We start from the raw sequence: 17929 nt of genomic DNA, 5'->3' as shown, positions 1-17929 counted from the left end.
CAGCTAACACTCACGGACTAAAGTCCGTGGGTACTACAAAGCAAACGCAATATAGTTGCCGCCGATTTTCTGGCCCCGGCCCCCGCCAGCGGCAATGACGATGTATTGCCTGCCGTTCACTTCGTAGGTGATCGGCGTGGCAAAACCGCCCGCCGGAAGCTGGTATTCCCAGACGACTTTACCGGTTTTTTTATCAAACGCCCGGATTTTTTCGTCTTTCGTACCGGCGATGAACACCAGCCCACCCGCCGTTACGAGCGGCCCGCCGTAGCTGTCGGTGCCGGTCGTCGGAATGCCTTTTTTCGCCAGTTCGGGGTATTCGCCCAACGGCACCCGCCAGAGGTAGTCGCCGGTATTGAGGTCGATGGCGTTCAGCGTGCCCCAGGGCGGTTTAATGCCCGGATAGCCGTTCTGATCCGTAAACCGTTGCCACGTCTTCGGTACGTAAGCAGGCGTATACGGAAAACCGCCCTTCGATGCAGGCAACGTTCCCGCCGAAGCATTGGCGACTTTAGCCGAACCCGTCTCTTTGTTCAGCAGAAACCGCACAATGGCGTCGCGGTCTTTTTCCGGCAAATGCCCGAACGACGGCATTCGGCCACTCCCGGTTTTCAAAATCGTCTTGATCTCGTCGGCCGAGCGTTTTTTGCCAATGTCGACCAGAGCCGGTAATTCCGGCCCGCTGCCTTTCCGGTCCTGTCCGTGACAGGCCGCACAGTTGGCGATGTAAAGGGCGTTCCCGGCCGTCAGCGGAGCATCGGTCTTCGTCAGACTAGCCCGCTCCGTCATCACCAGTTCCCAGGGTTCCTCGTTTACGTTCTGGTAAAAAATACCGTCTGGATCGGCAGCATTACCGCCCCATTCGGCACCCCCACTGTAACCGACCAACAGCGTTCCCTGCGTGCTGGGCGGCAGGAATTTATGATTGCTTTGCAGTTTATCGAACCGCGCTTTCACGTACGCATTGGCTTCCGGTGACAAATTCGTCAGATCGGCTTCGGTAATGACCTGCCGGATCAACGGAGCCGGTTTGAGCGGATACTTCTGCGTCGGCCACGGATGCTCGCCCGGCAGCCCGCTGGTGGGCACCTTCCGTTCTTCCACCGGAAATAGCGACTGGCCCGTTTCCCGATCCAGTACATACACCAGGCCGTCTTTTGTGGCCTGTACAACCGCATCGACCGGTTTGCCGTTCCGTTTTAGCGTCATGAGGTTCGGCGGACAGGCTTGGTCGCGGTCCCAGAGGTCGTGGTGGATGGTTTGGTAATACCATTTCAGCTTGCCGGTTTCGGCCTGGAGCGCGATGATGCAATTGGCATACAGGTTTTTCCCCGCCCGATCACCGCCGTAAAAATCGGATGAGGGCGAGCCGGTTCCGAAAAAGACCAGACCCCGGTTTTCATCGACAACCATTCCGCTCCAGTTATTCACCCCGCCGATGCGTAGGTAAGCTTCTTTGGGCCAGGTATCGTAGCCAACTTCGCCGGGCTGCGGAATCGTATGAAACACCCATTTCAGCTTGCCGGTCACGACATCGAACGCCCGGATGTGGCCCGGAGCCGCGTCGCCGGACTCGGACACACTGGAGCCGATGATAAAGGTATTCCGGTACACGATTCCCGGCGACGTTGCCGTCACCGACAGTTTACTGACGTCGTGCTCGAGGTTGGTTTGAAGCCCTTCGTGCAGGTCTGCCCGGCCGTGGTTGCCAAAGGTTGGAATGATTTTCCCGGTTTCGGCATCGACGGCGTACAGGCTGGACCCGACCGTGTATAAAATCCGCCGGTCGTTGCCGGATGCCCAATACACCACGCCCCGGTTCGAGTTCAGCCGGTCGTTTTTAGAGGGTTCAAACCGCCACAACTCCTCGCCGGTCCCGGCTTTTACGGCAAAAAGCTTCAGTTCGGGCGTGGTTCCGTATAAAACGCCGTTGACGACAATGGGCTGACACTGAATCGCCCGGTCGCGACGCCGACCGGGGTTTTCGGGGTCCGGTTTTTCGGAAGCATCGTACATCCAGGCCACCTTTAGTGCCGAGACATTTTGCCGATTAATCTGTGTCAGGGGTGAATAGCGGTTTCCGGCTTTGTTGCCGCCGTAGCTGGGCCAGTCGCGGCCGGTTTCGAGGGGTATTTCCCGCTTTTGCATCCCGACGATGAGGCAACCGCTCACCAACAAACCCGTACGGAGTACATTACGGGCGTTGCATTTCAGGGAAACAGCAAAGTCGCGTGCAGACTGCCGGGTCCGTTGTTTATCAAACATCATAGGAGGTTTAGGAAAGACTCAGCCGACACGTTTACTCAACCGGCTTTTCAGGCGAAAATACTATTCTTTTGGCGAAAACTCATACGTCGCTTTGGGAAAAGCCATCCCTGGAGGCAGCACGAAACAGGCAATTCCTACAGTTATGCTACCGGAGAATGGTTACTTCGACGCGCCGATTAAGCCGCCGGGTTTCTTCCCGAGTATTGTCGGCAATGGGGCGGCTGCCACCGTAGGCTTTCGTCTGAATGCGGTCGGCTGATATACCTTTATTGACCAGGTAATTTTTCACGGCATTGACCCGGTTTTGCGACAAGGCCAGGTTCAGTTTGGCATCGCCAACGTTGTCGGTATGTCCCGAAAGCTCAATCCGAATCGCCGGGTTACGGTCCAGCGTCGCTACGAGCGAATCCAGTTGCGGATACGATTCAGGCTGAATTTCGTACGCCGATTGTTTAAACAGAAGATTATTGAGTCGATAGGTACGACCCGCTTCCAGGCTGGAGCCAAAGTTTTCGATTTTCGGAGCCGGAGCCGGTTTCGGCGTTATAACCGGCGGTTTTTGGGCAACCACGGAATCCGTCGGCGCGGGTTTGGGAGTCGACGGTTTAGTAACGGATGGCGCAGCGGGTTTAGGTTTGGTCGGCGTAGTTTTCCGAACGGGCGGTTTGGCATTCCGCATGTCGTCACGATACGCTAGCACGCGGAGATTGTATACGTTGTAGGGCCACTGAGAACTGACTCCGCCATATGGATTTCGTAAATCCTGCCGCCCTTCAAAATACTCGACGTTTTCTTCAATCAGATCGACTGAACGAACATTTTGGCCCGGGCGCTCGAAATGAGCTTCACACGAGATGGTTCTGACATCCCGCAAAACTACTCCGCGTGGATCATCAAGAATATCGTCGACTAATTCTCCATCGGCCCGGATGTTCTTGATGTATAACAACGCATATTCCCGTCGGGTTTTTGTATCATATAAGCGCCATGAATTAGGATGTCCAGGGCCGTAGATAGTAGCCCGTTGGGCTATGTCCCGGTCTTCGGCCACAAAATGCACGACCATTTTATGATTGGAATATTCCACTTTGACAACTTTTCCACCGCCTTTCACATTGCGCTGTGTGGGCTCGTAATCCCGCTGCGTAATCTTCTGCGCCGAAGCCCCTGTCAACCCGGCGATGGATAACCATAAAATCAAAAACAGACGTTTTACCATGTCGTTCATCCCATCTCTCCCGTTGTAAACGTATGAAGTTGGTTCTATAGACACCTTTTTCTCAACTTTTTGTTAACAAAAAGTAAATATTTACTCTTTTATTGCTAATTCTTGCAAAGAAAATACTATTTACACACTTTAAATCCCACATCTGCACACAAGCCGATCCGTGACGGTTTTCCATACCATGAAAAAGTGCGTTTTTTTAGATCGGGATGGTGTTCTGAATGAAGACCGAACTGATTATGTCTACCGAATCGAAGATTTTATCATTCCGACAGGCGTGGTCGAAGGCCTGCGGTTGCTGAAGAACGCCGGTTATCTGCTCATTGTGGTTACCAACCAGGCCGGAATTGCCCGGGGCCTGTACTCACGCGATGATGTGATGCGGTGCCACCAGTACCTGCAGGAACAGTGCGGTAACCTGCTGGACGATATTTACTATTGTCCTCACCATCCCGACTTCGATACGCAATCACTGCTCCGAAAACCGGATTCCCTGATGCTGGAAAAAGCCATCGCCAAATACAACATCGACGTCAGCCGCTCGTGGCTGATTGGCGATGCTCTGCGCGACATTCAGGCCGGAAAACGTGTAGGGGTCCGAACAGTTCATATCACGCATGACATACCTAAGCCACCCGTTGGTGATCAACAGGCGGCCAATCTACTGGAAGCATCCCGAATGGTGGTTGAACTGGCAACGGCGTCTTAAGCCACCTGCTCAACGGCAGCGGGCTGCTTTGGCTGCAACTGGCTGTCGTAAGCCGGGCACGCCCGACGCGCACAAGAACCCAGAGAGACAAGGGCAATCAGACCCAAAATAACGCTTACCTTTTTCATTTTCGTTGATTTTTCTGCGGACAACAGCCGCTGGCTGCTGTCCACAGGGCAAAAAATATGCTAGTTTAATTTTCCTGTTTCTCTAACTCTTCCACGGGTTCTTCCTCCTTCTCGGCTGCGGCTTCGGCGGCTTCGATTTCGCGCGTGTTCGGAGCCGTTGGGTTCGTGTAGCCCAGAATTTTGAGCATTACTTCGCTGTCCTGCTCCGGGGCAAAAAGCCGGGTTGTCAGATTGCCATCTGCGTCGCGGTCGACGATGACGTGTTGCGGGGCCGGAATCAGGCAATGCTGAATACCGCCGTAGCCGCCCAGCGATTCCTGGTACGCGCCGGTATGGAAAAAGCCAATGTACTGTTCTTCGGTATCCTGCTCAAAAATGGGCAGGTACAAGTCGGCGCTGTGGGCTTCGGTATTGTAAAAATCATGCGAGTCGCAGGTCAAACCGCCCAGGTTCACTTTCTGGTACGGATTGTCCCAATTGTTGACCGACAGCATAATGTACTTTTGCCCCAGGCCCCACGAATCCGGCAACTGCGTAATGAACGATCCGTCGATCATATACCACAGTTCCTTGTCGTTTTGCAATTTCTGGTCGATTACTTTGTATATAACGGCGCCACTCTCTCCTACCGTATAACTGCCAAACTCCGTAAAGATGTGCGGCACCGGAACGTTATTTTTGTTGCAGATCCACTGGATGCTTTCCACGATCTGGTCCACCATCGCCTGGTAGTCGTAGGTGAACTGAAACGAGGTCTGGATCGGCATGCCGCCCCCGATATCGATCGAATCCAGATCCGGGCAGATTTTGCTCAGTTCGCAGTATTTGTACATAAACCGGCTCAACTCGCTCCAGTAATAGGCGCTGTCTTTGATCCCGGTATTGATGAAAAAGTGGAGCATCTTCAGCTTGAACTTCCCGCTGTTCTGGATTTTCGAGCGGTAGAGCTCGTTGATGTCGCTGTAGCGAATGCCCAACCGGGACGTATAAAATGCGAAGTTCGGTTCTTCGTCGGTCGCAATCCGGATACCCAAATTAACCGATTCGGCCGTCACTTGTTCTTCGTAGGCTTCGATCTCTTTCAGGTTATCCAGCACCGGCACCACGTTGAACCCATCGTTCAGCAGTTCACTGATGTATTGGGTATACAGCGGACGTTTGTAACCGTTGCAGATAATAAAGGTATTCTTGTCAACCTTTCCGTCTTTGTATAATTCCCGGATCAGCGGCACATCGAATGCCGACGAGGTTTCCAGGTGAATTTTATTTTTCAGAGCTTCCTCCAGCACAAACCGAAAGTGCGACGACTTCGTGCAGTAACAGTACGTATACGTGCCTTTGTAGTTATACCGCTTCATCGCATTCTTAAACAGCATGCGGGCGTGTTCGATGTGTTCGGTAATCTTGGGCAGATACGTTAGTTTCAATGGGGTCCCGTACTGTCTGATGATGTCCATCAGGGGAACGTTGTTGAACAGCAGGTGATTGTTTTCCACTTTGAATTCGAGTGTCGGGAACTCAAAGGTCTGTTCGATCAGGTCGTTGTAGCTTTTCATCCTTTCGGCAGAAGCATAAAAGAGTGTTCTAGGTTTTTGAAAAAGTCTGCGAAAATGCCATAAAAAGAGCAGCTTTGCAATGGGGCGGAAACCTGTTTACAAAAACAAAATGTAAGCCAGACCGGATGCCTGATTGTCAAGCTGCTGCGTGATTGTCGACTCGCAGTAGAGAAAACGAAAAAAAGCGGTTTTTGATTCGGGAATGTTCGTTAATTTTTAGAATGTCATCGACCGGCGTGGAGACTCAATAATCGGTTTTTCAGAGGCTTCAAACGGCTTTTCGGTTTCCTATCAAAAGAACTTGTATTTTTAACGCCACATCTTTGACCGAATGAAGCCACTATCCATTCATTTTATTTCCATTGGCGGTAGCGTCATGCACAACCTGGCTATTGCGCTCCACCAGCAGGGACACCACATCACCGGTTCCGACGATGAAATTTACGAACCATCCCGGACCCATCTTGAAACATACAATTTATTGCCCGCGCAAACCGGCTGGCATCCGGAAGTGATTCATGCCGGACTCGATGCCGTGATTCTGGGCATGCACGCCCGGGCCGACAACCCGGAATTGCAGAAAGCCCGAGATCTGAATCTGCCGGTTTACTCCTACCCTGAATTTGTCTACGAGCAAAGCCAACACAAACAGCGCGTCGTGGTGGCCGGAAGCCACGGTAAGACGACCATCACGTCGATGATCCTGCACGTGCTCAAACATCATGGCCGGAACTTCGACTACCTCGTCGGCGCTCAGATCGAGGGTTTCGATACGATGGTGAAGCTGACGACCGAGGCTCCCGTGATTGTGATCGAAGGCGATGAATACGGCACGTCGCCCCTCGACCCTCAGCCGAAATTCTTACACTACCACCCACACATCGCCTTAATCAGCGGCATTGCCTGGGACCATGTCAACCTGTATCCCACCTACGAGCAGTATGTTCGTCAGTTTGAGCTTCTGGCCGACGGCATGGGCAAATCCAGCACCCTTATTTTCGATGATACTGATGATATGCTGGATGTCGTCGCGCTGAAAGAACGGGAGGATGTGACCCGGCAACCCTACGATGTCCACTCCTACCGGATTGAAAACGGGAAAACGGTTTTACTCACCAAAGATCAGGGCGAGGTACCGGTTTTGGTGTTCGGTGAACACAACATGAAAAACATCAGCGGAGCGCTGGCCGTCTGCGACCATCTTGGCATCACGGAAGAAATGTTCTACGAAGCGATTCAAAGCTTTAAGGGAGCTAGCAAACGACTGGAGAAAGTAATCGATACCGACTCGAAGATTATCTTCCGGGATTTTGCCCACGCGCCCTCGAAAGTGGAAGCCACCACGGCCGCCGTGAAAGCGCAATACCCCAAGCACCGGCTGGTGGCCTGCGTCGAATTGCATACGTTCAGCAGCCTGAACAAAACGTTTCTGGGCCAATACCGCGATAAGCTGGATCAAGCCGATGTGGCTGCGGTTTTTTACAGCCCGCACACGCTGGAGGTGAAACACCTCGCCCCCATCGCCCCGGCCGAGATCGTCACGGCCTTCGACCGGCCCGATTTACAGGTGTTCACGGAATCAGCCGCCCTCGAACAGTTTTTAAAGAGTCAGCAAAATGGCCAACCCACGGTTTTCCTCCTGATGAGTTCTGGAACGTTTGGCGGCATGAGTACCCACGGACTTTAGTCCGTGTGAGCTGAAATAACCATGAAGTTGATAATAACTCCTGATTAGTTTAAGAATCTCGCACGGACTAAAGTCCGTAGGTACGTTACTTCAGCAAATACGCCACCAGATCGGCGAGTTGTTGCTCCGACAGCCCCAGCGAAGCCGGGTCGGGCATCAGGCTGGTGCTGTATTGTTTGCGGGACGCAACCTGAGCCGCCGGGATCGTGTGCTTCTGTCCGGCGGCATCCTTCATGACGATGGCCTGTTGGCCGTCGCTAATCAGAAACCCGTAATAGGTCTGCCCATTCTTCTTCGTAATCAGCCAGGGCTCGTAACCGAAGGCCAGCCCGGCGCTCGGATTCAGGATGGCATCCAGCAAGCCGTTCCGGTCGAATTTCTGGTGAATCTTTGTGAGTTCGGGGCCAATGTCTTTCCCCAACTCCCCGTGCCGGTGGCAGGTCGCGCAGGTGGTTTTGAAGACCGTCAGCCCGGCGGTTTCGTTCCCACTCAAAGCTGCAATTTTTTTTAGGGACAGAGCGACCGAACTACCCGCCCGCGTGAAGTAATCGCCCGCCATCGTCCGAACGCTCTGGTCGGGATTAGTAAAAATGATTTCGCTGATGGCCGGTTTCAGGTTGTCGGGCAACTTTTTCTCGGCCGCCAGACCGACCAGCAGTTTCCCGCCTTCCGGATTAGCGGCCATTTCCTTCGCCAGCTTCACTTTTTCGTCGGCCGGGGTATATTCCTCCATCAGCTTTTGCCGCATCGCCAGCGCCTTTTGCTCGGCATCCGACAGTTTGGGCGGCATCACCTCATCCCAGTTCAGCAAGGTGGCCCAGTCATTCGACCGGCGAAAATTGGTCCAGTAGTCGGCCTGTTGCGCGACGGTTTTGTCGTTGTGTTTGGTTAGCTCCACCATCGCTTTAGCCGCTGCCGGGTCTTTGATAAAACCGAGGGCGACAATGGCCTGTTTACGGGCATCGGCGTTCAGGGTTGGAGCCAATGCCCGTTGTTTCATCGACTCGACGGCACTGGCCGGATGCAGCCGCCAGAGCAAGTTGGCGGTTTTTTGGTCCCACTGAAGTGGGTTGGCCGGTATAGCCGGTTTTAACGCGGCATACAGGGCTTCTTCTTTTTTATCGGCAGCGATGCCCAGGGCTTCCATGTAAAACCGGTCGGTTCCATCATAGCCATTCGCAAGCTTCACCAGCAGGTCTTTGCATTGCTCGAACGGTACATCTCGCAGGGCAATGGCGACTTCCCGTCGAACCGCCGGAGACGGATCATCGACCACCTGCCGGGCCAGCGCCACCACGTCCGGTTGCACCTGCTTCAAGGCCCGGAACGCCGTGATCCGCAGATCGACCTGATCGGATTTCAACAACTCCTGCACTTTCTGCTGTCCTTTCGGCCCGAGTTGGGCGAGCAGCCAAACCGCCCGTGCCCGGTGATACGGGTTCGGTGCGGTCAACAGCTTAGAAACCGGTTTGACAACCTTATCGCCCTGCGCCCGTAGTTTTTCAAATCCCAGCATCCGGACGTTCACCGCCGGGTTCATCAGCGCCAGAAGCTGGCCTTTGGTTTTGGCGAGGTTCAGCGTGGGCGATTTCAGCTTTTTACCTTTAGGCGTAATCCGGTAAATCCGGCCGTAGCCTTTTGCATCTTTCATCTGGTGCCCGCCCACGACCGGATCGAACCAGTCGGCGATGTACAAAGCGCCGTCTGTACCCACGGCCACGTCGCTCGGCCGGAACCACTTCCGGATGTCGTCCCGGATGTCGTTCCATTTGTATTCTTCGTCGACTTTCGGAAAGGTGCTGATGAAGTCGGTGCGGAGCATTCGGTAACCAGCGCCCTGCGGTTCGGGTTTGTAGCTGAAGATGACATTCCGGCCCGCTTCGCAGCTCAGCAGCAGTCCCCGGTAGTTGGCGCCCAGTTCGTCGCCTTCATACACCACCATGCCGGTCGGCGAACCGGCCCCGCTGATATCACCCGCCGGAACCACTCCGGGGTCTTCCTGGTGCCAGTGGGCCGTCGGCACATCTTGCCCCGGCCGCTGGTCGCCCTGCCAATACCGGGTGCCGTCCTGACTAAAGTAGCCCATGTTGCCGCCTTCCATAAGCCAGCTTGTCCGGCAAGCCACCACCTGATCGTCGTTGTCGTTTTGCCACAGATTACCGTACGAGTCGAGGGCGGTTTCGTAGTTATTCCGGAAGTTGTGCCCCATCACCTTCAGGCCGGTTCCGTCGGGGTTGATCCGCAGGGCCAGACCGCCCACCCAAACCCGACCGTCGTCGCTGACCTGGTTGCCTTTGTTAAGTTTGTTGTAGGGCGTGCCGCCGGTGTAGAGGCTCCCCGACCGGAGCGTCCAGCCCGCCTTGTCCGTAACGATATGCGGCCCGGCATTGCCGGTGTTGAAATACCACTTGCCATCAGGTCCGGCCACCAGCGCGTGCAGCGAGTGGTCGTGGTCAAGTCCGCCGAAACCGGTCAGGAAAATTTCTTTCTTATCGGGTTTATCATCACCGTTTTCGTCGGTATAGATGACGAGATTGGGAGCTGCCGACACGATGGTTTTGTTGCCGATCACGGCAATGCCGAGGGGCGACACCAGGTCTTTGTCTTCCACGTAGACCTTCGCTTGATCGGCCTTGCCATCGCCGTCGGTATCTTCCAGAATCATGACCCGCTCGCCGTTCGGATGGTCGAGCCGGGTGTCGGGTTTGTTGTTAAAGTTGCGATAGTTGACGGCTTCGGTGACCCAGATCCGACCCCGGGCATCGACATCGATGTTGGTGGGGTTGTAGAACATCGGAGCCTCCGCCCAGACCGTCGCTTCCAGGTCGTCGGGCAGGTACAACTGACCGGAGTCAGATGCCATAAACCGCCCTTGTTGAAACGGTTCGGAAGGCCCCGGTGAGGCAGGCAACCACTGGTCCGATTGTTGCAGTTTCAACCCCCAGAGAGCAAGACCTCCCAGCAGGATGGCGGTTGTAAAGAAGGGGTAAGGAGTAGGGATGGCAACCTTCATGAGCTAGTGTTCCACGTGGAATAATTACCTGAAAAACAACATTTAAGCGCTGGTAAACCTATTATAATAAGTGATTATCTCACAAAATCGTGGAACAGTAACAAAACCGCCCTACGACAGAATCTCTCTCACAAACTTATTATTATAAGTGTAACTTTCCAACATGTTTTTCCCCTCAGGCACAGCACCTTCTATGTGGACCCAACCCTGGTACTGAATGTCGTCCATCGCCTTCCGGACCTCGGGGTAATTGACCTTCCCCTGCCCTAGCAGAAAGCTATTTTCCTTAAAGTGGAATTCACAGATCTGTTTTTGCTTCCCCAACCAGCGAATTTCCTTTAAAATATTATATCCCATCACCGTGGAGTTGCATACATCGTAATACACCTTCACAGCCGGCGATCCGACCGCATCGATGATCGCCATGTGCTCTTCAGCACTGAGCCACGACTCGATGGCCAGCACCACCCCGGCCTTCTCGGCTTTGAGGGCCACGGCTTTCAACCGCTCAATAACAACCCGCGTTCCCTCGGGATCGTTTTTTAAATCGCCTTTGTTGAAGAACGCCAGCAGGATGTTTTTGGCCCCCAGCGCCCGGGCTACGTCGACGCTGTCCTGCACCCATTGTTCGGCCCGCGGGTCGGACTTGTACGGGACATTGTTCAGCTCGCCGAGGGCCAGCCCGCCGATCCGGACCCCGGTGCGTTTGGCGGCTTCGCGCCAGGCTTTCTGCTGGTCTTGCCGGCGAAGGTGCATGTCGTTTTTTTCGGAGCCCATATTTACCTGGATACCGTCGAGTCCGATGGTTTTGGCCACGTCGAACGCTTCGAGTTTGCTCGACTGCCCGATCGACCAGTCGCAGGCCCCGATCAGAAACCGCTTGTCCTTTAACGATTGTAAACTACTTTTATAAGTCGATTCGGGGAAAGCTAGCTGGGTACTTACGCCCAGAAAGCCTAAAGTCTGTCGGAGGGCCGTACGTCGGTTCATGGTGTTCAGGAATAGATTTTGTTCAAAAGTACAGGCTAAATATCATTTTCACTCGTTGCCAACGGGTTAGGTTACTTTTTTTTAACCATGTTCCAACCGTTGATGGAACGCGCGGGTCAGTAGGATGAAATTATATGTTGGATGAACGAGCGTTAGTTGACGGCTGTCGACATAAGGACCGAACTGCTCAGCGAAAACTGTACGAGTTATTCGCCAGGAAGCTTTTTGTGGTCAGCCAACGGTATACCAAAAACCGGGACGACGCCGAAGACGTGTTACAGGATGCTTTCGTAAAAGCCTTCCAGCATATTGATACGTTCCGGTTTGAGTGCCCACTGGAAGCCTGGTTAAAGCGCATTGTGATCAATACCGCCCTCAAACACATCCGCAAGCAGAAGCCCTGGCAAAACCAGACTGAGCTGGAGGATGTGGCCCCCGGAGCTCTGCCGCAGACGGAAGACAGCCTATCGGGTCTACACTATCAGCAATTGTTGAAGATGGTGCAGGAGCTCCCGCCGGGATGTCAGGCCGTGTTTAACTTATACGCCATTGAAGGGTACACACACCCCGAGATTGCAGAACTATTAGATATTTCAGAAGGTACATCGAAATCGCAGTTTTCGCGGGCACGCATGTTACTGCAACAGAAGATTCAGAACGAGCGTCCAATTCCAAGATGAGTCACTCGAAAGACGAAAATCAATTTAACGAAGAATGGCGAAGCCTCTTCGAAAATGCTGCCGAAAGCCCATCCGATGAGCTTTGGGACCGCATTGCCCGTCGTCTCGACGAGGAGGAGAGTGAGCCGATTATTCCGCTCTGGACCCGGTTTCGGCCGTGGGCCTACGGAGCGGCCGCGTCCCTGCTTGCCATTTTGCTCGGCTGGTGGACCATCCAGTCGACCCAAAATACCGAACCCAATCGGCCCATTGCCGGTCAAACCAGTACAGCCCCAAACCGGCCTGGCAACCCGACCAATGACCAACTGGCCAAACGCGAAAAACCGTCGGCCGAAACCGCAACGGATCTAAAATCACAAACCGGAAACGCTGGAACGTCTGATGAAAGCATAGCCGCCAACCGTCAGACTCGCGTACCCCAACGTGCCGCCGATGCACCGGAACTGGAACGAACCGCAACCGCCGGAACTATCGACAGCATTATTAAGGATCAGTCGGTTTTAGCCGGACGCCGGAAAACGTCCCCTGCGCCCCCTGCCACGAAGAACCCGGCAGAGGTTCACCCTACGGATGCCGTCCGACTGGCCGATGCCCGGCGGAACCCGCGCACGCGCCGGGCCCAACCCGGCACCGAAGTGAGTAAACCGATGCCCGAAGTGCCGCAGCCGGTTTCTGAATCGACGGAACTCGTGGCCCGGTCGGCGGCACCCGCTGCCCTGGCTCCCGAAGCTGCCGATCAACGGGTGGCGTTTGAGGCTACATACATCAAAAGCAAAGCCATTACCCTGAAAAATCCGCGCCCGATCAGCCGGATTATCTGGTACCGCGCTCCCGAACCAGCCATTGAACCGCAGGAAAAAGGACGCTCGAAAAAAGAATACTGGGCGGCTGTGTCGGCTACACCTGTGTCGTTCAACCCGATGGCATCGGTTTATTCAAATGCCAGTCTCAACCAGCCTTATGTATCATCGAATTCGATTCAATTGAGCAGCCGCCAGCAAAGCTCGGCTTCCCTTCAGAATCAGGCGCAACTTTCAATGGCCTGGCAGGCCAGTTCAGGCGTGCGTTTTAGTAAACACTGGTCAGTTGAAGCCGGTGTTCAGTACCTCAATGGTCGTTCGCAGACCCGCAACAACGCTTCGGTGACGAATGTCTTTACCAACCAGACCGAAAGTCTGCTGGTCAATGCCATTCGGAACAGCAGCCCGACGGTGGCTCAAAACTCGCCAACGGCCCCCGCTGATCCGAGTTTGCTGCCGGGTGCCTCGAACGACAAGTCGAATGTTGTCAGCCCGTCGTATCAGGCCGTTATTCCGGCCGAGCAATTGGTGTCAAATAACTTTCAGTATTTACAAGTACCGGTGCAGTTTGGCTACCATATTCTGCCCGGGCGAAAAATTAACTACTCAATTCTGGGTGGTCTGATGGCGAATGTTTTCCTGAAAAATACCATTGGTACGCTCGAAGTTAACCCAGACGATCAGGTATACCGGCCGATGACCCTGGCGGGTACCGCCGGTTTACGGATTAATTACCATCCGACGCACCATTGGTCTGGTTCGCTGACCGGCTCCTACCAGCAGGCCCTCCAGGATGGGGCACAGACGGAATCGCAGGTTCAGGTCCGTCCGCAGGCTATCGGCGTTGGTTTTGGCCTTAACTACCATTTTTAATTAGGTATTTTAAGAGGTAAAAAGGCATTTTTTAACCCACTCAAGCCGAATTTCTTACTAATTTTTATTTTTTCTAATTATTTTTTAGTCCCCTTCCAACCAATTCATTTCCAATCGGGTCTTTATCCTTGAGCGCTCACGTGATAGAACAAAATCCGATTTGCGATGAGAAGAGTAGCACTTGTTTCCGGTACACTGGCAACGGCTTTTTTACTAACGACAGCCGCTTGCCAGACAAACACCACACCAGATCCCGGTAATTCCGGCGAGGGCGGTTTGCAAGCGACGCCCGAAGCCCGGTTATTTGCCCAAAAAACGAATGACTTCTCCTTCGATTTCCTGAAACAGGTCAACGAAGAGCAGAAGAAGGAGGAGAATATTTTTGTCTCTCCCCTGAGTTTGCATACGGCGCTCGGTCTGCTCCTGAACGGGGCTGCCGGACAGACGGCGGACGAAATGAAGAAAGCGATGCACTTGGAAGGCGTTTCGCTGGCCGATGCCAACCAAACCTATGAGTTTTTACAAAAAGCGCTTCCCACCGCTGATCCGAAAGTAACAACAAAACTGGCTAACTCGATTTGGTACCGCAACGGTTTTCCCGTTGAACCGGCGTACCTCGATGCCACCAAAAAAACGTTCAACGCCCAGGTATCGGGGGAAAATTTCAGTAATCCAACCCCGGTTATCAACAAAATTAACCAATGGGCGAGCGACAACACCAACGGAAAAATCAAAAATGTTATTCAGGAAATTAAGGAAGAACAGGTCCTGTTTCTGCTAAATGCTCTTTACTTCAAAGGCGACTGGAAATACCAGTTTGATCCGAAAAGCACCAGCGATTCACCGTTTAGCCTGGCGTCGGGTTCCGAAAAACCAGTCAAAATGATGACCATGACCGCCGGGCTTCGTCATGCGTTTCGGCCCACCTACGGAGCTTTCGAACTACCATACGGCGATGGAACTTACTCCATGACGGTTTTACTGCCGAACGAAAACTCCTCCGCCGACGCGCTAATCAACAGCCTGAATGCGACCGAATGGGCCGACCTGCAAACCGCCATGAAGGAAAGCAAGCTGATGATTGGCCTGCCGAAGTTCACACTGGAATACGAAGCACAACTGAACAACGTCCTGGCTAAGATGGGCATGTCCACGGCGTTTTCGGATCGGGCAGATTTCTCCGGGATCAGCAAGAGCCAGGGCCTGAAGGTCAGCTACGTCAAACAAAACACGTTTGTGGCTGTCGATGAAAAAGGCACCGAAGCAGCCGCTGTCACCAGCATCGGCGTCGAAGTAACGTCAATGGGGCCCTCGCTTTTCTGTAACCGGCCGTTCGTCTTCCTGATTACCGAAAAAGGAACGGGTTCGGTGCTGTTCATGGGTAAGATTGTCAACCCCGAAACCGCCACGCAGCCATGAAACTGATGCTAACGCTGGTTTCCGCAATCGTGCTGATGGCGGCATCCTGTAACGATACCGTGAACGCGACACTCGAACCGCTGTCGGCAACGAATGTCGCGGGTAGTTACAAACTGGTAGAACCGTCGTCTAAGTATTCAGTGACCCTGATCCTGACACCGGATTCGGCCAGCGTAGAGGTAACCGGCCGGATCGCTTACCGAGTCACGGGTCGGTCGGCGGTCAACCAGTATTTCGGTTCCCTGACCGGTTCGGCAGCCTCCAACGAGATCCAGATCAGTGCACTGGGAAGTACCAAAATGGCCGGGCCGGAAGATGCCATGCAGTTTGAAACCGATTATTTCAACAAACTCCAGGCCGCAAAGCGCTATGAAATTACCGGAAACCGGCTACGCTTGCTGACGGATAGCAACAACGCGCTGGTGTACGAAAAGGAAAAGTAATACAACCTGAAAAAAAACGGAGTGGGGCCGGTAAGAATCCACACCAGCCGGTCTCCTCCTGAAGATTTTGACCTCTGATTCATTGTGCAAACCGGATTGCCCGGCGGCTCTGCCTGCCGGGCAATTTTTTATTCTTTTATTCCAACTATTCCGGTAGTAGCAGGGTCTATAAGTCATACCTAAACAACCTGTTCCTATGCGACTTACGCTCTACCTTTTCCTCGGCATCCTTCTGGCCGGCCTGAACGCCTGCACCGACCAATGCAAAGAAACCCGGACCTTCCGGCAGTTTACGCCCGTGACCCTGACGATTGCCCAGGTTCGCAACGGGATCCAGGCCGAACAGCCCCGCACGCTTGTCAATCCCGGCAAGATTTACACGAAAGACGGTTTTCTGCTCATCAACGAAATCAAGGAAGGCATTCACGTGATCGACAATCGCAATCCGTCGTCACCCAAAATGGTGGCTTTTCTGCGGATTCCGGGCAACGGCGATATGGCCATTCGCAACAACGTGCTCTACGCCGATAGCTACATGGATCTGGTGGCTTTCGATATCAGCGATGTGCAGAATATTCGGGAATTGAACCGTGTAAAAGATGTTTTTCCAAATGGGCAATTCGATGGCGGTTTCTGGAGTATAAACGCTCAACAAGCCATTATCAACGACCAGAAAGTCGAATACGTCACGCAAACCGTCCAGACCAATTGCGAAAACACCCTGACAAACGGCGGGTGCCCGAACTGTATGTTCTGGGATATGCGGGGCGGGGTGGTTCAGAACTTCAATTCGGTCCAGTCCGGCGCCAACGCACCCGCGCCAAGCACCAACGGCACCGGCGGCTCGATGGCCCGGTTTACGTTGTACGACAACTACCTGTATACCGTCAGTCAGTCGGATATGCAACTGTTCGACATCAAAACGCCCTCAGACCCGAAACCAGGCAACAAAATTAACTTGGGCTGGGGCATCGAAACGATTTTTCCGTACAAAGACAAGCTGTTTATTGGGGCGCAATCCGGCATGCACATTTACGACAACAGCAACCCCGAAAAACCGGTCCGGATGTCGACCTTCGAACACGCCCGTGTTTGCGACCCGGTGGTGGTTCATGAGGATAAAGCCTACGTGACGCTGCGGTCGGGCTCGCCCTGCCAGGGCTTTACCAACCAACTGGAAGTCGTCGACGTGTCGAACCTGTACAACCCGCGTTTGCTGAAAACCTACCCGATGAAAAACCCGCACGGCCTGGGCATCGACTTCCCGAACCTGTTCATTTGCGAAGGCGCTTACGGGCTGAAAACGTTCAATGCCGCCGATGCGATGAAGATCGATCAACTGGAACATCTCGACGGTTTCCATGCCTTTGATGTGATTCCGCTCGGCAAATCGCTGCTGCTGATCGGCATGGACGGTTTTTACCAGTACGATTACAGCAATCCGAAAAAACTGCGGTTGCTCAGCAAGATTCCGGTTCAACGCCCTTACCCGGCCAGCTAATCCGTCGCGATCACGATGAAAACGATAGGAAGCAAAACCGTTTGGCTCCTTTGCCTATTTGCCTTGCCGGTGTGCGCACAGAAAGCCCGATTTAAGCCGGTTTTTACGAACATGACCGAATTCGGTATGTCGTTCGGACAAGTGCGTTATAATGTCACAAACTTCACGGAAAACGTCAGCAAACGCCAGACCATCACGGCCCAGACCTTCAACGGGGTACAGCTACGGCCCAAGTTGGCCGTGGGCGGAACGGTGGGCGTCGACTGGTACACCTCGGCCCTGCTGATGCCGGTTTGCGCGGGTGTACGCTATGATCTGGCCCAACCCGGGAAGAAGAACCTACGGGTATTTACAAGTCTTGATACGGGCTACGGTTTTGCCTGGTTGAACGAAGACCCCACGGGCTACGAAACCCGGGGCGGCTGGGTGATTTCGCCCGGCATCGGTTTTCGGATCGGGCGGCCACAGAACGCCAACTTCATTCTGTCGCTGAGTTACAAACGCCAGGAAGCCGAGGCCGACAAACCGCTGGGCTGGAACGAGATTTATAAATTTGAAAGCCGGGTGTATAACCGGGTTGCCCTGCGAATCGGGCTGAGTTTTTAACAAAAAAGTCCCGGCGAAAACCGGGACTTTC

14 protein-coding genes are annotated in these 17929 nt (G+C 53.7%); 8 read left to right on the top strand and 6 right to left on the bottom strand.

Features of this window, described 5'->3' with window-relative positions; all coding sequences use genetic code 11:
• Positions 1 to 33 precede the first annotated feature (33 nt).
• Both ACO2Q8_RS27300 and ACO2Q8_RS27295 read right to left on the bottom strand, forming a co-directional pair.
• Positions 34 to 2268, bottom strand: coding sequence for a PQQ-binding-like beta-propeller repeat protein (locus tag ACO2Q8_RS27300; protein ID WP_423348073.1), 2235 nt, complete (start codon positions 2266 to 2268; stop codon positions 34 to 36).
• 145 nt (positions 2269 to 2413) lie between these two features.
• Complete coding sequence (locus ACO2Q8_RS27295) at positions 2414 to 3487, bottom strand: OmpA family protein (RefSeq protein ID WP_423348072.1); 1074 nt, start codon at positions 3485 to 3487, stop codon at positions 2414 to 2416.
• 187 nt (positions 3488 to 3674) lie between these two features.
• Here ACO2Q8_RS27295 and ACO2Q8_RS27290 point away from each other — a divergent pair, with 187 nt between their 5' ends.
• Complete coding sequence (locus ACO2Q8_RS27290; protein ID WP_423348071.1) at positions 3675 to 4202, top strand: D-glycero-alpha-D-manno-heptose-1,7-bisphosphate 7-phosphatase; 528 nt, start codon at positions 3675 to 3677, stop codon at positions 4200 to 4202.
• Here the strand turns inward: ACO2Q8_RS27290 and ACO2Q8_RS27285 are convergent.
• Positions 4199 to 4330, bottom strand: a complete 132-nt coding sequence (locus tag ACO2Q8_RS27285; protein WP_423348070.1) for a hypothetical protein — start codon at positions 4328 to 4330, stop codon at positions 4199 to 4201. The genes ACO2Q8_RS27290 and ACO2Q8_RS27285 overlap by 4 nt on opposite strands.
• 65 nt (positions 4331 to 4395) lie before the next feature.
• Positions 4396 to 5886, bottom strand: a complete 1491-nt coding sequence (locus ACO2Q8_RS27280) for an arginine decarboxylase (protein ID WP_423348069.1) — start codon at positions 5884 to 5886, stop codon at positions 4396 to 4398.
• A 331-nt stretch (positions 5887 to 6217) separates the two neighbouring features.
• Between ACO2Q8_RS27280 and ACO2Q8_RS27275 the strand changes: the two genes are divergently transcribed.
• Positions 6218 to 7573: a UDP-N-acetylmuramate--L-alanine ligase gene (locus ACO2Q8_RS27275; RefSeq protein WP_423348068.1), complete on the top strand. Its 1356-nt coding sequence runs from the start codon at positions 6218 to 6220 to the stop codon at positions 7571 to 7573.
• Between the two features lie 85 nt (positions 7574 to 7658).
• Here the strand turns inward: ACO2Q8_RS27275 and ACO2Q8_RS27270 are convergent, their stop codons facing one another.
• Positions 7659 to 10586: a PVC-type heme-binding CxxCH protein gene (locus ACO2Q8_RS27270; RefSeq protein ID WP_423348067.1), complete on the bottom strand. Its 2928-nt coding sequence runs from the start codon at positions 10584 to 10586 to the stop codon at positions 7659 to 7661.
• A gap of 111 nt (positions 10587 to 10697) precedes the next feature.
• Positions 10698 to 11576, bottom strand: a complete 879-nt coding sequence (locus ACO2Q8_RS27265; protein ID WP_423348066.1) for a sugar phosphate isomerase/epimerase family protein — start codon at positions 11574 to 11576, stop codon at positions 10698 to 10700.
• Positions 11577 to 11710: 134 nt separating this feature from the next.
• Here ACO2Q8_RS27265 and ACO2Q8_RS27260 point away from each other — a divergent pair, with 134 nt between their 5' ends.
• The 6 genes from ACO2Q8_RS27260 to ACO2Q8_RS27235 all read left to right on the top strand — a co-directional run bounded on the left by ACO2Q8_RS27260 (position 11711) and on the right by ACO2Q8_RS27235 (position 17898).
• Positions 11711 to 12256, top strand: coding sequence for an RNA polymerase sigma factor (locus tag ACO2Q8_RS27260; protein ID WP_423348065.1), 546 nt, complete (start codon positions 11711 to 11713; stop codon positions 12254 to 12256).
• On the top strand, positions 12253 to 13929 hold the full coding sequence (locus ACO2Q8_RS27255) for a hypothetical protein (RefSeq protein WP_423348064.1): 1677 nt from the start codon (positions 12253 to 12255) through the stop codon (positions 13927 to 13929). Before ACO2Q8_RS27260 ends, ACO2Q8_RS27255 begins: the two co-directional genes overlap by 4 nt.
• Positions 13930 to 14094: 165 nt before the next feature.
• Entirely contained in the window at positions 14095 to 15348 is a 1254-nt protein-coding gene (locus ACO2Q8_RS27250; protein WP_423348063.1) for a serpin family protein, read from the top strand.
• Positions 15345 to 15791, top strand: coding sequence for an META domain-containing protein (locus tag ACO2Q8_RS27245; protein WP_423348062.1), 447 nt, complete (start codon positions 15345 to 15347; stop codon positions 15789 to 15791). Before ACO2Q8_RS27250 ends, ACO2Q8_RS27245 begins: the two co-directional genes overlap by 4 nt.
• A gap of 196 nt (positions 15792 to 15987) precedes the next feature.
• Positions 15988 to 17292, top strand: a complete 1305-nt coding sequence (locus ACO2Q8_RS27240) for an LVIVD repeat-containing protein (RefSeq protein WP_423348061.1) — start codon at positions 15988 to 15990, stop codon at positions 17290 to 17292.
• A gap of 15 nt (positions 17293 to 17307) precedes the next feature.
• Complete coding sequence (locus tag ACO2Q8_RS27235; protein ID WP_423348060.1) at positions 17308 to 17898, top strand: hypothetical protein; 591 nt, start codon at positions 17308 to 17310, stop codon at positions 17896 to 17898.
• The last annotated feature ends 31 nt before the right edge of the window (positions 17899 to 17929 follow it).

The organism is Larkinella sp. VNQ87 (assembly GCF_049445795.1).
Lineage (GTDB): Bacteria > Bacteroidota > Bacteroidia > Cytophagales > Spirosomataceae > Larkinella.
Note: the sequence above shows the minus strand (reverse complement) of the source record. Positions and strands in the feature narration are given on the sequence as shown.

Excerpts from the sequence above, each read along its gene's own strand:
- ACO2Q8_RS27295 (WP_423348072.1), bottom strand. The coding sequence starts at position 3,487 with ATGGTAAAACGTCTGTTTTTGATTTTATGGTTATCCATCGCCGGGTTG.
- ACO2Q8_RS27255 (WP_423348064.1), top strand. The coding sequence starts at position 12,253 with ATGAGTCACTCGAAAGACGAAAATCAATTTAACGAAGAATGGCGAAGC.
- ACO2Q8_RS27235 (WP_423348060.1), top strand. The coding sequence starts at position 17,308 with ATGAAAACGATAGGAAGCAAAACCGTTTGGCTCCTTTGCCTATTTGCC.
- ACO2Q8_RS27245 (WP_423348062.1), top strand. The coding sequence starts at position 15,345 with ATGAAACTGATGCTAACGCTGGTTTCCGCAATCGTGCTGATGGCGGCA.
- ACO2Q8_RS27250 (WP_423348063.1), top strand. The coding sequence starts at position 14,095 with ATGAGAAGAGTAGCACTTGTTTCCGGTACACTGGCAACGGCTTTTTTA.
- ACO2Q8_RS27270 (WP_423348067.1), bottom strand. The coding sequence starts at position 10,586 with ATGAAGGTTGCCATCCCTACTCCTTACCCCTTCTTTACAACCGCCATC.
- ACO2Q8_RS27265 (WP_423348066.1), bottom strand. The coding sequence starts at position 11,576 with ATGAACCGACGTACGGCCCTCCGACAGACTTTAGGCTTTCTGGGCGTA.
- ACO2Q8_RS27280 (WP_423348069.1), bottom strand. The coding sequence starts at position 5,886 with ATGAAAAGCTACAACGACCTGATCGAACAGACCTTTGAGTTCCCGACA.
- ACO2Q8_RS27275 (WP_423348068.1), top strand. The coding sequence starts at position 6,218 with ATGAAGCCACTATCCATTCATTTTATTTCCATTGGCGGTAGCGTCATG.
- ACO2Q8_RS27285 (WP_423348070.1), bottom strand. The coding sequence starts at position 4,330 with ATGAAAAAGGTAAGCGTTATTTTGGGTCTGATTGCCCTTGTCTCTCTG.
- ACO2Q8_RS27290 (WP_423348071.1), top strand. The coding sequence starts at position 3,675 with ATGAAAAAGTGCGTTTTTTTAGATCGGGATGGTGTTCTGAATGAAGAC.
- ACO2Q8_RS27260 (WP_423348065.1), top strand. The coding sequence starts at position 11,711 with ATGTTGGATGAACGAGCGTTAGTTGACGGCTGTCGACATAAGGACCGA.
- ACO2Q8_RS27240 (WP_423348061.1), top strand. The coding sequence starts at position 15,988 with ATGCGACTTACGCTCTACCTTTTCCTCGGCATCCTTCTGGCCGGCCTG.
- ACO2Q8_RS27300 (WP_423348073.1), bottom strand. The coding sequence starts at position 2,268 with ATGATGTTTGATAAACAACGGACCCGGCAGTCTGCACGCGACTTTGCT.